This is a genomic window from Clostridium beijerinckii (genome assembly GCA_003129525.1).
Taxonomy (GTDB): domain Bacteria; phylum Bacillota; class Clostridia; order Clostridiales; family Clostridiaceae; genus Clostridium; species Clostridium beijerinckii_D.
Window position 1 is genome coordinate 2,520,083 of the sequence record CP029329.1, and the last position, 13,615, is coordinate 2,533,697.

Annotated in this window: 14 protein-coding genes and 2 pseudogenes; 12 read left to right on the forward strand and 4 right to left on the reverse strand. The window is 31.1% G+C overall.

Annotated elements, in window-relative coordinates:
- Positions 1 to 28: 28 nt before the first annotated feature.
- The 3 genes from DIC82_11155 to DIC82_11165 all read left to right on the forward strand — a co-directional run bounded on the left by DIC82_11155 (position 29) and on the right by DIC82_11165 (position 1,934).
- The gene (locus tag DIC82_11155; GenBank protein AWK51552.1) at positions 29 to 394 is read left to right on the forward strand and encodes a glyoxalase; all 366 of its coding nucleotides are present in this window, start codon (positions 29 to 31) and stop codon (positions 392 to 394) included.
- A 130-nt stretch (positions 395 to 524) separates the two neighbouring features.
- The gene (locus DIC82_11160; protein ID AWK51553.1) at positions 525 to 929 is read left to right on the forward strand and encodes a PTS sugar transporter subunit IIB; all 405 of its coding nucleotides are present in this window, start codon (positions 525 to 527) and stop codon (positions 927 to 929) included.
- A 138-nt stretch (positions 930 to 1,067) separates the two neighbouring features.
- A complete protein-coding gene (locus DIC82_11165) occupies positions 1,068 to 1,934 on the forward strand; it encodes an amino acid ABC transporter substrate-binding protein (GenBank protein AWK51554.1) in 867 nt (288 codons plus the stop codon).
- Between the two features lie 143 nt (positions 1,935 to 2,077).
- On the opposite strand, the gene DIC82_11170 is transcribed toward DIC82_11165, so the two are convergent.
- Complete coding sequence (locus DIC82_11170) at positions 2,078 to 3,070, reverse strand: penicillin amidase (GenBank protein AWK51555.1); 993 nt, start codon at positions 3,068 to 3,070, stop codon at positions 2,078 to 2,080.
- A 380-nt stretch (positions 3,071 to 3,450) separates the two neighbouring features.
- On the opposite strand from DIC82_11170, the gene DIC82_11175 reads away from it, so the two are divergent.
- The 4 genes and pseudogenes from DIC82_11175 to DIC82_11190 all read left to right on the forward strand — a co-directional run bounded on the left by DIC82_11175 (position 3,451) and on the right by DIC82_11190 (position 7,663).
- On the forward strand, positions 3,451 to 4,020 hold the full coding sequence (locus tag DIC82_11175) for a dihydrofolate reductase (protein AWK51556.1): 570 nt from the start codon (positions 3,451 to 3,453) through the stop codon (positions 4,018 to 4,020).
- A 154-nt stretch (positions 4,021 to 4,174) separates the two neighbouring features.
- Positions 4,175 to 4,366 (forward strand): annotated as a pseudogene (locus DIC82_11180) (hypothetical protein).
- Positions 4,367 to 4,511: 145 nt separating this feature from the next.
- Positions 4,512 to 6,419: an acyl-CoA dehydrogenase gene (locus DIC82_11185; protein ID AWK51557.1), complete on the forward strand. Its 1,908-nt coding sequence runs from the start codon at positions 4,512 to 4,514 to the stop codon at positions 6,417 to 6,419.
- A gap of 44 nt (positions 6,420 to 6,463) precedes the next feature.
- Positions 6,464 to 7,663 carry an FprA family A-type flavoprotein gene (locus DIC82_11190; GenBank protein ID AWK51558.1) on the forward strand — a complete coding sequence of 400 codons (1,200 nt, stop codon included), beginning with the start codon at positions 6,464 to 6,466 and terminating at the stop codon, positions 7,661 to 7,663.
- Between the two features lie 162 nt (positions 7,664 to 7,825).
- Here DIC82_11190 and DIC82_11195 read toward each other — a convergent pair whose 3' ends face one another.
- Complete coding sequence (locus DIC82_11195) at positions 7,826 to 8,974, reverse strand: multidrug MFS transporter (GenBank protein ID AWK51559.1); 1,149 nt, start codon at positions 8,972 to 8,974, stop codon at positions 7,826 to 7,828.
- 164 nt (positions 8,975 to 9,138) lie between these two features.
- On the opposite strand from DIC82_11195, the gene DIC82_11200 reads away from it, so the two are divergent.
- Together DIC82_11200 and DIC82_11205 are read left to right on the forward strand one after the other, a co-directional pair.
- A complete protein-coding gene (locus tag DIC82_11200; protein AWK51560.1) occupies positions 9,139 to 9,993 on the forward strand; it encodes an AraC family transcriptional regulator in 855 nt (284 codons plus the stop codon).
- A gap of 124 nt (positions 9,994 to 10,117) precedes the next feature.
- Positions 10,118 to 10,621: a GNAT family N-acetyltransferase gene (locus DIC82_11205; GenBank protein AWK51561.1), complete on the forward strand. Its 504-nt coding sequence runs from the start codon at positions 10,118 to 10,120 to the stop codon at positions 10,619 to 10,621.
- Positions 10,622 to 10,737: 116 nt separating this feature from the next.
- On the opposite strand, the gene DIC82_11210 is transcribed toward DIC82_11205, so the two are convergent.
- The gene (locus DIC82_11210; GenBank protein AWK51562.1) at positions 10,738 to 11,442 is read right to left on the reverse strand and encodes a hypothetical protein; all 705 of its coding nucleotides are present in this window, start codon (positions 11,440 to 11,442) and stop codon (positions 10,738 to 10,740) included.
- Positions 11,443 to 11,571: 129 nt separating this feature from the next.
- Between DIC82_11210 and DIC82_11215 the strand changes: the two are divergent.
- Positions 11,572 to 11,664 (forward strand): annotated as a pseudogene (locus DIC82_11215) (DUF2200 domain-containing protein).
- A gap of 6 nt (positions 11,665 to 11,670) precedes the next feature.
- Complete coding sequence (locus tag DIC82_11220) at positions 11,671 to 12,036, forward strand: hypothetical protein (protein ID AWK51563.1); 366 nt, start codon at positions 11,671 to 11,673, stop codon at positions 12,034 to 12,036.
- 69 nt (positions 12,037 to 12,105) lie between these two features.
- On the opposite strand, the gene DIC82_11225 is transcribed toward DIC82_11220, so the two are convergent.
- Positions 12,106 to 13,041 carry a YafY family transcriptional regulator gene (locus tag DIC82_11225; protein AWK51564.1) on the reverse strand — a complete coding sequence of 312 codons (936 nt, stop codon included), beginning with the start codon at positions 13,039 to 13,041 and terminating at the stop codon, positions 12,106 to 12,108.
- A 136-nt stretch (positions 13,042 to 13,177) separates the two neighbouring features.
- Between DIC82_11225 and DIC82_11230 the strand changes: the two genes are divergently transcribed.
- The gene (locus tag DIC82_11230; protein ID AWK51565.1) at positions 13,178 to 13,600 is read left to right on the forward strand and encodes a pyridoxamine 5-phosphate oxidase; all 423 of its coding nucleotides are present in this window, start codon (positions 13,178 to 13,180) and stop codon (positions 13,598 to 13,600) included.
- Positions 13,601 to 13,615: the final 15 nt, after the last annotated feature.

Sequence of the window (13,615 nt, forward strand, 5' to 3'; positions counted from 1 at the left end):
AAATATAATTTTTAGGAGGAAATAAACTATGAATTTTTGCTGGATAACGTTAAATGTAAACAATATGGAGGAATCTCTAAAATTTTATCATGAAATAATTGGATTGAAAATTCTAAAAAGATTTAATGCAGGTGAAGAAATAGAAATTGCAATGCTAGGAGAAACTGATGGAACCAAAATTGAGTTGATATATAATAAAAATAAAAATGTTTCAGCACAAAGTGAGGGAATTTCTATTGGCTTTGAAGTTAAATCACTTGATAAAGCTATGGAGCTTGTAAAAGATAAAAATATCCCAATCAAAAGGGGACCAATTTCACCTATACCATCAACTAGATTTTTCTTTATAGATGATCCAAATAACATAGAGATTCAAATAGTTCAACATAATTAGGTATAAAGATTTTAAACCTTCGTAAAATTTAACTAATATTAACAAATGTGTTAATATAAAATTATTGGTGTTGTTACTTATGATTTATGACTGAGTATTATAATATTATACTCAAAATGGAGGTTTAAAAATGATAAAAATTCTTTTATGCTGTGGTGGTGGATTCTCTTCAAGTGTTCTATCTAATAAGGTTAAAAAGGAAATACTTGAAAATAACATGCAAAATGATTACTGTATCGAATTTGCTCCATTTATATTAGCAGATAAAAAAATGTCTGAATTTGATATAATAGTATGCTGCCCTCATCTAATAATGTCTGTGAAAAAGATGGTAAAAGACTCAAATCCTAATAAACCTATTTATATTCTTCCACCAAGAATGTACGGGATGATAAGTTTTAAAGAATTATCATTAGATGTTATAGATGCAATTGATTTATACAATAAAACTAAAATAAATCCAGTATATTTTCCTGGAGAAGAAAATACTATGATGATTACTAGATCTGTGGCTTATAGAAATAGTAAAAGTTGAACTTAATTAAAACAGTATGTTTAAAAATTAATAATTTATAGCAAAATAGCAGTAGTATGAAATAAGACTACTGCTTTATTTTATGTGATGCAGTAGGATATTCTGTAAATTTTAATAATGAATTTTAAGGAGGTTTATATGAGAAAAATACCACGAAAATTATTGATATTAATTGTTATTATAAATTTTATAGTAATGATACTTGAAGGTACTACTGCAATAGATAATAGTAAAACTACAACAACAAATAACCAAATGGAAAAGGATAGATTGGAGGAGATAAAAGGGAAAGGAGAAATAACTGTTGACTCACCATTAAATGATATTACATATTTTTATTTAGATACTAAAACAAATAAGATAACAGGAATTGATGCTGATATAATAAGTGAAATCACAAAGCGGCTTGGAATTAATAAGGTTAAAATTAAGGAATCACCATTCTCAGATTTATTAGAAAAATTAAATAATGATAATAGTATAGATATTTCAGTAGGTGGAATATATATAACTCCAGAGCGTGAAGAGCTAGTGTCATTTACTCAGCCTTTATATAAAGTCTCAGAAGCTATAGTAGTTCCAACATTTTCAAAAATTAATTTTAAGAGTGATTTAAAAAATGCAATAATTGGAGTAGAAAAAGGAACAGTATTTGTAACGGTGGCAGAAAAGTGGAAGGAAAATAACTTAATAAAAGATATAGTAATTTACGAAACTTCAGATGACGTATTGAATGCCATAAATAGCAATAAAATTGATGCAGGTATAGTTGATTCTGTTATTGTAAAATATTCTTTATTAAAAGAGAAAAATCTTTTAATAAGAATGATAAAAGACTATACACCTGAAGTATATGGAACTGTAGGAATAGCAATTAGAAAAAATGATACAACATTATTAAATGCATTTAATGAAAAAATTAATGAAATGAAAGCAGATGGTACCATGTACGCTATTCTTGTGAATAATGGACTTGATAAAGCTAATATGATTTCGAATAAATGACATAAGTTTTAACAAGAAGGTAGAATATATTTGATTTTTTAGGGCATAGGAATAATCCCATGTCCTTATTTTATACCTGATTTGAGTTTGTACAGATTTGGTGCCACAACTTGATATGTCTTGAATCCACAAATTAAATATTTTTACATTTTTTCAAATGTAACTGGATGCATTAAATTCCCTAGGGAAAGTAGACGTGAACTGTTGTTATAATTATCCCAAAGGCTTACACTTGTAATCTGACTATTGTCATAAGTTTTAAAGAAATATTCACAAGTATTTGTATTTATAAAGGCAATATATTTTGTATAATCATAAGTGTTTCGATCTGTTGTGACAACGCCTTTTGATATGGAAACACTTTCCATAATATGAAAGCAGGCAATTATTGCCTCTGTACTGTCTTTAGGTATTTGAATATGCGTTTTTTGATATGCAGTTCTTACAAATCGTTCAGGGGACGTGTAACCTCCTGGCAACTGCATAGTTCCTCCGGCTTGACCGAATGGTTTTAAATGAATTTTTCTCCAGTAGGCCTCACTAGTCTGTGTTGGAGATACATTCATGTAATTTCTTAAATTAGTCATATGCCAGTGAAAGTCAGGACTGTTGGCCATAATACCTATTGGATTTTGTAATATCTCCAGGCCATTTTCTGTTTGTTCAATGACAACACATTCTCCGCTTCTATCTGTGGCAATCCAATGTAAAGGTGCGACCGTTTGTGTTACAGGATCAGGCAAACCTATGATGTATATTTCCTTCAGTATTCCTTTTAGTTCTTCTACTGACCCACACATTCCTAAAATATAATGGAGAAAATCTAAAGATGAAACAGGTTCTTTATCAGTATATTTTATCCGTGTTTCGTATTTGGCATAACCAGCAAAATATAATGTTGCTGCTGCAAATCCTCTTTCATTTACTCCATCAAAAAAACCAAGTATTCCATTACTTTTCTGTCCAATGCCTATAAAACTATAGAAATCATAAAATTTATGCATGTTAAAAATATTATTCCATACATAATATTTGGGAATCACATAAAGCTGTGGTTCAATATCATAAGAAAAATCCATGGTCCGGCCAAAAAAATTTTCCATCTGTTCGGATTGTAGCGTTATTGCTGTGCACATTTTAATTTCATTCCTCCTATACTTTGTAAAATTAGGTTTTAATAAAAACATATAATACTAAGATTTAGAGATGACAGTATATTGTATATGACATTTAACCATATGCATTTATACTGAAAAAATTATTATTTTCTAACAAAGGAGCTATATGTTTATCAATATGCTTTCATCATGGAGAAAATTCGATTTTTTTACTTACTAATATTTTGAGATATTCATAATAATAGGGAATATCATCTTTAGTAGAATTAATTAATATTTCATACATGTAATAAGCTATATTAGGGATATGTTTTATGTTAAAATCTATATAAATAACAAGAAATATTGAGTATCAAGTGAGACGAAATAATATCCCAATGATAAAAGGAGGAATAGTTATGTCAAATGACGAAAAACAGAGAAAAGTAATTTTAGATTTAGCAATTACTTTAGATGGTTTTATTGAAGGGAAAAATGGAGAAACTGATTGGTGCATTATGGAACCTGATATGGGCTTTACTAATTTCTTGAATGAAATTGATGCCATTTTATATGGTAGAAAAAGCTACGATTTATGGGGACAATATATTCCAAGCACTGAAGATTCTGATGATGACAAAGAAATATGGGGATTGGTTCATAGTAAAAAGAAATATGTGTTTTCAAGAACAAAAAAAGATAGTGATAATCAAGCAATATTTATAAATGAAAATATTCTTGAAGAAATAAATAAATTGAAGAATAAGCCTGGCAAGGACATTTGGCTATATGGTGGAGCAAGTCTTATTACAACTTTTATAAATTTAGGGCTTGTTGATGAATTTAGATTATCTATTCACCCTGTTATTTTGGGCGAAGGCAAACCGTTGTTTATAGATATAAAACAGAGGGTGAATTTAAAATTGGTCAATACAAGAACGTTCTCTTCTGGAGTTGTACAATTAATCTATAATTGGGATTGTAATTAAAGGCATAAGAGAATTTTAATTAAATTTTAGAATAAAGGGGCTGTTGCACAATGAATAAAAATTCGTTATGCACAGTCCCTTTTAGTTTCAAAAAACCATAATCTTTTTATGTTCTAACAATACTCCTTCTGTAATCATAGTCCAAAGTATACCAAATAATACAAAGCTAATGTGTTCAAAAGCAAAAGTAGATTCAGGAATAATAACTGACAATGACTATAAAGCTGAGCTTTTAAAGAGTCAAGAGCTAGATAATTCCTTGAAAAATCTCATTAATACTTATAATATTTTGAAAAATAGTATTAGCAAGCATTGGGTACTTAATATAATTAATAGTAATAGTTAATAAAAGAGCTTTAACTAGACATAGTATTATATTAAAAAATAATAATTATTATATAATTATTATTTTGTTTTAGAAGGAGTTTCTAAAATTTTATAGAATTACTATTATTAACAAGTAATAAATTTTAGTTATAGGAGGGAAATATATGTTATTTAAGACTACTGTAGAACATGAAAATTTGAGGACTAAAATTAGAGAATTTGCTGAAGAAGAAGTTAAACCTATTGCATTTATGTTAGATCAGGAAAATAGTTTCCCGCAAGAAGCAATTTCTAAATTGGCTGATATGGGAATGATGGGTATCCCATATCTGAAAAAATATGGTGGAGCTGGTCTGGATGTAATCAGTTATGCAATAGCAGTTGAGGAATTATCTAGAGTAGATGGTGGTACAGGTGTAATTCTTTCTGCCCATACATCATTAGGTGCATATCCAATTTCTGCGTATGGAACTGAAGAGCAGAAACAAAAATATTTGGTTCCATTAGCAAAGGGTGAAAAAATTGGTGCCTTTGGTCTTACTGAAGAAAATGCAGGAAGTGATGCCGGGGGTACAGAGACTACTGCTGTCTTAGAAGATGATTATTACATTTTAAATGGTGAAAAGATATTTATAACTAATGCAGGCAAGGCTGATATTTATATTGTTTTTGCAGTTACTACACCTGATATTGGGGTTCGTGGTATCAGTGCATTTATTGTGGAAAAGGGCTTTGAAGGCTTTAGTTTCGGTAAACATTATGATAAGATGGGAATCCGTTCTTCTGCAACAGCAGAGTTGATTTTTAATAACGTAAAAGTACCTAAGGAAAATCTCTTAGGTAAGGAAGGTGAAGGTTTCAAGATTGCAATGTCAACCCTAGACGGTGGGCGAATTGGAATTGCGGCTCAGGCTTTAGGCATAGCACAAGGTGCTTATGAAAATGCTTTAGAGTATTCAAAAGAAAGAATTCAATTTGGAAAACCTATATGCCAACAACAGATCATAGCTTTTAAACTAGCAGATATGGCAACAAAACTCAGAGCAGCTAGATTACTAATTTATAGTGCAGCAGAGTTTAAAGAAAATCATGAGAATTATAGTATGGAAGCTGCTATGGCGAAACAATATGCATCAGATGTTTGTCTTGAAATCGTAAACGATGCACTTCAAATATTTGGAGGAAGTGGTTACTTGAAAGGTATGGAAGTTGAGCGTGCATACAGAGATGCTAAGATTTGTACAATATATGAAGGAACTAATGAAATTCAACGTGTAGTTATTTCAGCTAACATTATAGGTAAAATGCCTAAAACAGAGAGTGCAGGAAAAGTTTCAAAGAAAGAACCTGCTACAGGTTATCGTAAGAAAATGATTTTCAAAGATGGAACACCGGAAGAAAAAGTTAGTGCTGTAATTGAAGCACTTAAGACTGATGGCTATGATTTTACTGTTGGAATTCCAATAGATACCCCTATTACAAAAGCTGAAAGGGTTGTAAGTGTAGGCTTAGGCATAGGAGAAAAAGAAAATATGCACTTAATAGAGGAATTAGCAGTACAAGCTGGTGCAGCTATAGGATCATCACGTCCAGTAGCTGAAACACTTAAATATGTACCAATAAATCGTTATGTTGGTATGTCTGGTCAAAAATTCAAGGGAAATCTTTACATTGCCTGTGGTATTTCAGGGGCTGGTCAGCATTTAAAGGGTATAAAAGATGCCAGCACAATTGTTGCTATAAATATAGATCCTAATGCAAAAATTTTTAAGAATGCTGACTATGGCATTGTTGGTGACCTAATGGAAATCCTACCAATACTAACAGCAGCTTTGGATAATGGAGATGCAAAGAAAGAGGCTCCATCAATGAAGAAGATAAAGAGGGCTACTTTGAAGAAAGTAACTCCAACTTGGAAACATTATTTATGTAATGGGTGTGGGTATGAATACGATCCTGGTGTAGGTGATCTTGAAGGTGAAATAGTTCCGGGAACTCTTTTTGAAAATATACCTGAGGAATGGAATTGCCCTGCTTGTGGAGAAGAAAAGAATATGTTTATAGAAGTTTAATTTCTATATTAAATATGCTTGATTAGTAAAGGAGGATTTTATATATGTATTGTGTTAGAGAAATAACTGAAGATCTTTATTGGGTTGGTGGTAACGATCACCGTCTTGCTCTATTTGAAAATATTCATCCTATTCCAAGAGGAGTTTCTTATAACTCATATTTACTTTTAGATGAGAAAACAGTGCTTTTTGATACAGTAGATTGGTCAATTTGCCGCCAGCTACTTGAGAATGTTAAAGCAGTTTTAGGAGATAGACCTTTAGACTATATGGTAATTAACCATATGGAGCCAGATCATGCAGCATGTATTGAAGAAATTGTTCTTCGTTACCCAAATGTAAAGATTATATGCACAGAAAAAGCTGTTTTATTTATGAATCAGTTTGGTTTTCATATAGATGGTAAATTAATTGAAGTTAAAGAAGGAGATACTATGTCCTTTGGAAAACATAATGTTGTATTTGTTTATGCTCCAATGGTACATTGGCCAGAAGTAATGGTTACTTTTGATACTACAAATGGTGTGTTATTTTCAGCTGATGCATTTGGCTCTTTTGGTGCTTTAGATGGCAAGCTATTCAATGATGAGGTTAACTTTGACCGTGATTGGATTGATGATGCAAGAAGGTACTATACAAACATTGTAGGAAAGTATGGTCCTCATGTTCAATCTCTTTTGAAAAAGGCTGCTACTATTGAAATCAAGACTATCTGTCCATTACATGGACCTGTGTGGCGTAATGACCTCGGGTATTTTTTAGATAAGTATGACAAATGGAGCAGCTATGAGCCAGAGGAAAAGGGTGTAATGATTGTATATGGAACAATGTATGGAAATACAGAGGCGGCTGCCAGTGATTTGGCAACAAGGCTAGTGAAAAAAGGAATGACAAATGTTGTTATGTATGATGTTTCAAAAACCCATGTTTCTTATTTAATTTCTGAGTCATTCAAATACAGTAATATAGTTCTTGCGTCAGTAACATACAATTTAAAGATTTATCCACCAATGCATGATTATTTAATGGATATGAAGGCATTAAATCTCCAAAAACGTACTTTTTCTCTTATAGAAAATGGTTCATGGGCTCCTCAATCAGGAAAATTGATGCGTGAACTATTAGATGAGATGAAAGATATGACTATTTTAGATAATGATATTACATTGAGCTCCAGCATGAAAGAAGATGATGCTGATTCAATGGATATTTTGGTTGACAGTATTATGGAGTCAATGAAATAGTATCAAAAAAATAGAGGGCCTTTTTACTTCCATTTTAAAGTTAAATAAGAAAATGATTAATTCAAGAGTTATAAAATTTAACCACGTGTTTTTTCACGTGGTTAATTTTCTATATTTTAATACGAGTTTATAAGGCAAAATCTTATTTTATGGTAAAACATACTAAGTTCTTAATGTTCTAAAGAATGCTCTGATTTCTTCAGCTAGAAGCTCGGGTTCTTCCATGGCAGTAAAATGTCCACCGCTAATCATTGTAGTTAAACGAGTTATATTTAGATTGCGCTTAGTCCATTCTTTTGGTGGTAACAATATATCAGCTGGGAAAAGAGCTAATCCTGTTGGTACATCTATATGTCCCATTGATGGAAGAGAATGCGTATTTTCATAATATGTATTGGCTGATGATCCTATGGTATTTGTAACCCAATAGATCATTATATTAGTCAGCAATTCATCCTTTGTGAATCTTTGACTTAAATCCCCATTACAATCACTCCATCCACGGAATTTTTCAATAATCCAAGAAGCCAAGCCTACTGGTGAGTCAGAAAGTCCGTATGCTAGAGTCTGTGGTTTTGTTGATTGAATAGACATATAACCTCCCTCATTAGAAATCCATCCAGAGGCATCTTTCTTATATTGTAATTCTTCTTCTGAAAGGTCTGCCTTATTATCTGAAGTCATTAGATCTTTAATGATACCTATATCTGTTAGATGTATTCCCATTAGAAGTTCTGGATGGTTTAATGCAAGATATCTTGTTACACCAGAACCAACATCTCCGCCATGAGCAACGAATTTACTATAGCCAAGTTTTTCAGTCATTAGTTTTGCCCAAAGCTCAGAAACATAAGAGTTGTTGACACCACTATGTTTAGGCTTACTAGAAAAACCAAATCCAGGTAATGAAGGGACGATTACATCAAAAGAGTCTTCGGGATTTCCACCGTAGCGGGCAGGATCAGTGAGAAGAGGGATAATCTTTTGATAACGTATGTAACTGTCGGGCCAGCCATGGGTAAGGATAATTGGTATTGGATTCGGACCTTTGCCACGCTCGTGTATAAAGTGAATATCAATTCCATCAATATTACATCGAAATTGGTGAAAACTGTTTAATTCACTTTCTTGTTTGCGCCAATCAAATTCTTCCCGCCAATAGGAAACTAGCGACTTTAAATAATTTAATTCAGTACCTCGTTCCCAAGCTGAGCCCTCTAACTGATCTGGCCAACGGACATGGTCAAGCTTGTATTTTAAATCTTCAAGTACTTCATCAGATACTTTAATATGGAAGCGTTCAATAGACATAATAATTCTCCTTTCATATAGGTTATGACAAAATTTATTGTGCATAACTTTTGTTCAGTTATTAATAATAGTTTAGCATTAATAAATTATGATACAATGTTATAAATGAAGCTTTAAACTATACTATTTGTCACTTATTATATGTACATAATGGAGGAATATTTATGCCACAAATGGACCGCCACAAGAAAAGAACTGTAGATATTGAATTTTTTGCAGACGAGAATTTTAACAATTTTCCATATGAGGATCGTCTTACCATAACCCTTATTACAAGTGGAAGTATGAATATACAATTGAATGATTGCCTCTTTAAAATTGATGCTCCAAGTATTCTTTGTTTGACTATGGATGATAGAGTGCAAGTTTTTGAAAAGCAAAATGTGTCTGCACAATCATTTTGTTTCCATCCTGATTTTTTTAATACAGCTCATTTTTCTGAAGCAGAGGGTTATATGTCAACTAATTTAAAAATAGAAATGGGTATTTCCCTTTTTAAAAAAGATAAAATTCATAATGGAGTGTATTTTGTAAGTGAGAAAGTTTATGCAAAATTATACGAGTGGTTCTTTATTATGGGAACAGAAGTATATGCACAGAGCGATTCCCTTTGGGTGTGTAGAATAAAAAAGTACTTGATACAAATATTGGGGCTCCTTGAGGAGTTAAACAACAATCGAGATCCATCACCTGTTAATTTAGTTTTAGATTATCTACACACAAACTATTCTAATAAAATAAGTTTAGAAGACTTAACAAGATGTGCTCATTTGAATCGGGTGTCACTAAATAAAATGTTTCAGGAGTTGTGTGGATGTACGGCAATGGGATACTTAATGTCATATCGTTTAAAAGTTTGTGAGAATTTTCTAACTCATACAGATATGAGCTTAAATGAGATTGCTCGTGCTACTGGCTTTGAGTATGATACATATTTTATAAAACAATTTACCGCTAAAAGAGGTATGACTCCAACGGAATTTAGAAATACCTCCCGGGAGTTTGGAAATCATATATAAGTGGATTTCAACCACTACATTTTTGTCGCCGTTAAAAATATTGGAAATGGCTGTGTTATAATTTAACAATAGTTCTAGTTTAAAGATTTTTAATGTATAAATCAGAACTTGTAGGTGAATTAATATGAATTTAAGATTAGCTAAGAAAAACGATTTACATCAACTTAAAAAGATGTATAAAAAAATAATTGACAATATGAATAAAAACAACATACAGATTTGGGATGAAATTTATCCTTGCGAATTTTTCCAAGATGATATTGATAATAAAAGACTTTATATATTAACTGAAGATGACGACATAGTAGCCGCATTTGTTTTATGCGAATCAAATGACGGTGAAGATTATCTAAAATGGAAAAATGCAAAAGAAAAGGCATTATATATAGACCGTTTTGGAGTTAATGTGAAGTATTTAAGACAAGGAATAGCTGGGTTAATGCTTAAAAATGCCATGGAACTGGCAAAACTAAAGAATGTTAAATATTTGCGTCTATTTGTTGTAGATATAAATAAACCAGCAATAAATTTATATTTAAAAAATGGATTTAAGCAGGTTGATGGAATATATGAAGAAAAAATTGAAGATTTTGTTTTGTATGAATATGGATTTGAAATTGAAATATAAAAAATTATAATTTGAGATATTTACAAATTCCAATTTATATTTATACATAATTCTATTCAAAACATAGAGGCTTAATCAATCCGTATATATAAATGGATATGCTTAAGCCTCACAGATTACTTATATAAAAAAACTGTTAACTTACCTTTATTATCAAGAGTGGCAAGCAGAACGTCTTTCACCTCAGTTTGATATGAATTTTTTAAATTAGAAATAACCCAGTCTTCATACTTTTGAGTTTGTTTTAGTTCCTTGAAATTAATTTTACCTTCTTTAATAATTGTCCTAGGAAAGCTAAAAGGTTCTAGTTCCATTTGAAGGGATGAAGGAGTAAGAGGTTCATATTTCGGTTGTAAAAAAACAGAAATTTTTCCGTCAGCTTCCCAAAGTGCTAATGCTACCTTTTTTACGTCTTCCACTTTTTCTTCACGTAATTCTTCTAATAACACATCAATAGATATTCTAGCTTTTTTTAATCCTTCAGTAAGGATTTCTCCATCCTGAACAATTTTAATTGGTGAATTATTGACCAGTTTTCTTAATGATGGAAACTTAAGAATTATGAATAAACTAACAAGATATAGGGCAACTAATGTAACTGATGTAATGATGGATCCCTTTAATCCAAGATGTTCGTCAGATAACGGATGGGCAATAATGTTTCCAATTACTAAAGAAATAACAAAATCAAGGAGTCTTAATTGGGAGATGGTACGCTGTCCTAAGATTTTTGCAATACAAAGCAAAAAGGAAAAAGCAATAATAGCGCGTAAAAACCACTCCATACTTGTAAGGGTTTCTTGAGCTTGTAAAAAATCCATATAGAATACCTCCGTTATTATAAAAATCTACTACTACGTAGTTTAACATTGATGTTATTTTAACCAATAATTAATAAAAAAATTACATAAGTGAGGATGTATCATGACCAAACATAAAATCTATACACTGAAGAACCAACTATGCAGGAAATTCGCTATTTGGATAAGCTAATTGATGAATTAGCAAAGGGAAAAGCGATGAATAAGATTTTGAGGGGGTAAAACTTTATGGAAGAATATACAAGAGAAGAGCTGGAAGAGGCACTAAGAGTTGTATCCTCAACTATTAGTAATTGTGAAAAAATGCAGCCAAAATTTCATGAGGGTACCTCACAACACACACTTCTTAAGAATAGGATAAAAGCGTTATATATTTCAAAATCATTAATAGCAGATGAAGATATTGTTGACACATATATAAAAAAAGAATTGAGAGAAGCAATAGCCCCCGTATCTTCAATTATTAGCAAATGTGAAAAAGCACAGTTGAAATTTGCGGAGGGTACATCTCATCATACTCGTCTTAATAGGATAATAAAGGCGATGTATATTTCAAAATCATTAATAACAGATGAAATTAGTAAAGGGGATTAATAGTGATATTAAGAATAATCCATCTTGAAATAGCAGCATTAAAATAAACAATAATAAATACATTCTATTCTATTCCTTATTATAAATACTCAATAAATTTTTAACTCGTCGAATAACCTCCAACCGAACATTTTCAGGTTCTAAGCATTCACATTTATCGCCCAAGCGAAGTATCATGCTATATGAAAAATCATCTTCTATAAATGGAAAACAAGCTATAAATTTATTATTATCGTAAGATTCAATATTTTCCTCTCCACAAAATTCTATCATCGAGTCTCGTAGTGATTCGTCAATAAGAAGTTTAATTGGAACGCTCTTTTTCTCTCTATTTTTGGATACTTCTAGAGCTTTATAATCAAACTCTCTAGGAATGAATGTCTCCTCAAGCAATTCAAGTGATGAAATACGTGATAGTTTAAAAACGCGAAAATCATTTCTGGAAGTGCAATAGCCCTGTAGATACCAACTAGAATTCTTTAGCACTAATCTGTAGGGCTCAATTTTTCTTTGACTCTTTATTGCGTTTTGAGCAGAATATTCAAAAGACATTAATCTATTCAAAGCAAGAGCAGTTTTAGTTTCCTCAAGATTTTTATTCCTATTTTTATATCCAATCCAAGGAGTATGGTCAACGGTAATTTGATTCGATTTTATTTCAATATCTTTAATTTGCTCTGCAGAAACCAAACCTTTAACCTTTGTCATAGCATTAAGGACTTCTTCACTTGACATAGTTGAATGTATACTTCCAAGCCCTATTAATAGAGCGGTGATATCGGAAATAGTAAAAAGCTTTTTTTCAATCTTATACTCATCCATAATGCTAATGCCACCATTGACGCCAGGATAAGAAATAATTGGAATTCCAGCCAAGTTTATTGTTTCTACATCTCTATATATTGTTCGGGTTGATACTTCAAATATTTCAGCAAGCTTAGTAGCACTGATTTGTTTACGTTCAAGAAGTAGCATAATAATGGATATAAGTCTATCTATTTTCAATTTCATCACCTGCACTTTTTTATTTTTATTACAGAATATAACTATGACATACTGTTGTCAAGGTTATGCTTATATAATAAAACGGTAGTAATCAATAGCAATTAGTAGCTAAATAAATTTACAGAGGAGAACGAAAATGGATTTTTTAAAAGAATTTGAGAAAACTATGGAAAACACTGCAACATTTGCATTAGCAACTTCAGTGAACGATATGCCAAATGTTAGGATTATAACTTTTTATTATGATAATAAAAATAACAATGTTGTTTATTTTCCAACATTTAAGCAATCACCAAAAACAGTGGAAATTTTACAAAACAATAAGGTGGCATTTACAACAATTCCTGATGGAACAGTTGGGATAGTGAGAGTTAAAAATGCTACAATTCAAAAAAGTAGTTTAACTGTTTATGATATAAAAGATGGAATAACTAAAAAGTATCCCAATTTTGCAGCTACAGTAGAAAATGCAGGATCTATGATGGAAGTTTATGAAATACATTTTAAAGAAGCTGAGATTACAGTAAACTATGGTAATGTTGGTAAGGTAACTTTTTAACATAACTTAAGAGAA

What these genes read in the sequence shown, in the direction of transcription:
- DIC82_11220 (AWK51563.1), top strand. Translation starts at nt 11,671, where the DNA reads ATGGAAGAATATACAAGAGAAGAGCTGGAAGAGGCACTAAGAGTTGTA.
- DIC82_11185 (AWK51557.1), top strand. Translation starts at nt 4,512, where the DNA reads ATGTTATTTAAGACTACTGTAGAACATGAAAATTTGAGGACTAAAATT.
- DIC82_11230 (AWK51565.1), top strand. Translation starts at nt 13,178, where the DNA reads ATGGATTTTTTAAAAGAATTTGAGAAAACTATGGAAAACACTGCAACA.
- DIC82_11195 (AWK51559.1), bottom strand. Translation starts at nt 8,974, where the DNA reads ATGTCTATTGAACGCTTCCATATTAAAGTATCTGATGAAGTACTTGAA.
- DIC82_11175 (AWK51556.1), top strand. Translation starts at nt 3,451, where the DNA reads ATGTCAAATGACGAAAAACAGAGAAAAGTAATTTTAGATTTAGCAATT.
- DIC82_11160 (AWK51553.1), top strand. Translation starts at nt 525, where the DNA reads ATGATAAAAATTCTTTTATGCTGTGGTGGTGGATTCTCTTCAAGTGTT.
- DIC82_11165 (AWK51554.1), top strand. Translation starts at nt 1,068, where the DNA reads ATGAGAAAAATACCACGAAAATTATTGATATTAATTGTTATTATAAAT.
- DIC82_11155 (AWK51552.1), top strand. Translation starts at nt 29, where the DNA reads ATGAATTTTTGCTGGATAACGTTAAATGTAAACAATATGGAGGAATCT.
- DIC82_11170 (AWK51555.1), bottom strand. Translation starts at nt 3,070, where the DNA reads ATGTGCACAGCAATAACGCTACAATCCGAACAGATGGAAAATTTTTTT.
- DIC82_11210 (AWK51562.1), bottom strand. Translation starts at nt 11,442, where the DNA reads ATGGATTTTTTACAAGCTCAAGAAACCCTTACAAGTATGGAGTGGTTT.
- DIC82_11200 (AWK51560.1), top strand. Translation starts at nt 9,139, where the DNA reads ATGCCACAAATGGACCGCCACAAGAAAAGAACTGTAGATATTGAATTT.
- DIC82_11205 (AWK51561.1), top strand. Translation starts at nt 10,118, where the DNA reads ATGAATTTAAGATTAGCTAAGAAAAACGATTTACATCAACTTAAAAAG.
- DIC82_11190 (AWK51558.1), top strand. Translation starts at nt 6,464, where the DNA reads ATGTATTGTGTTAGAGAAATAACTGAAGATCTTTATTGGGTTGGTGGT.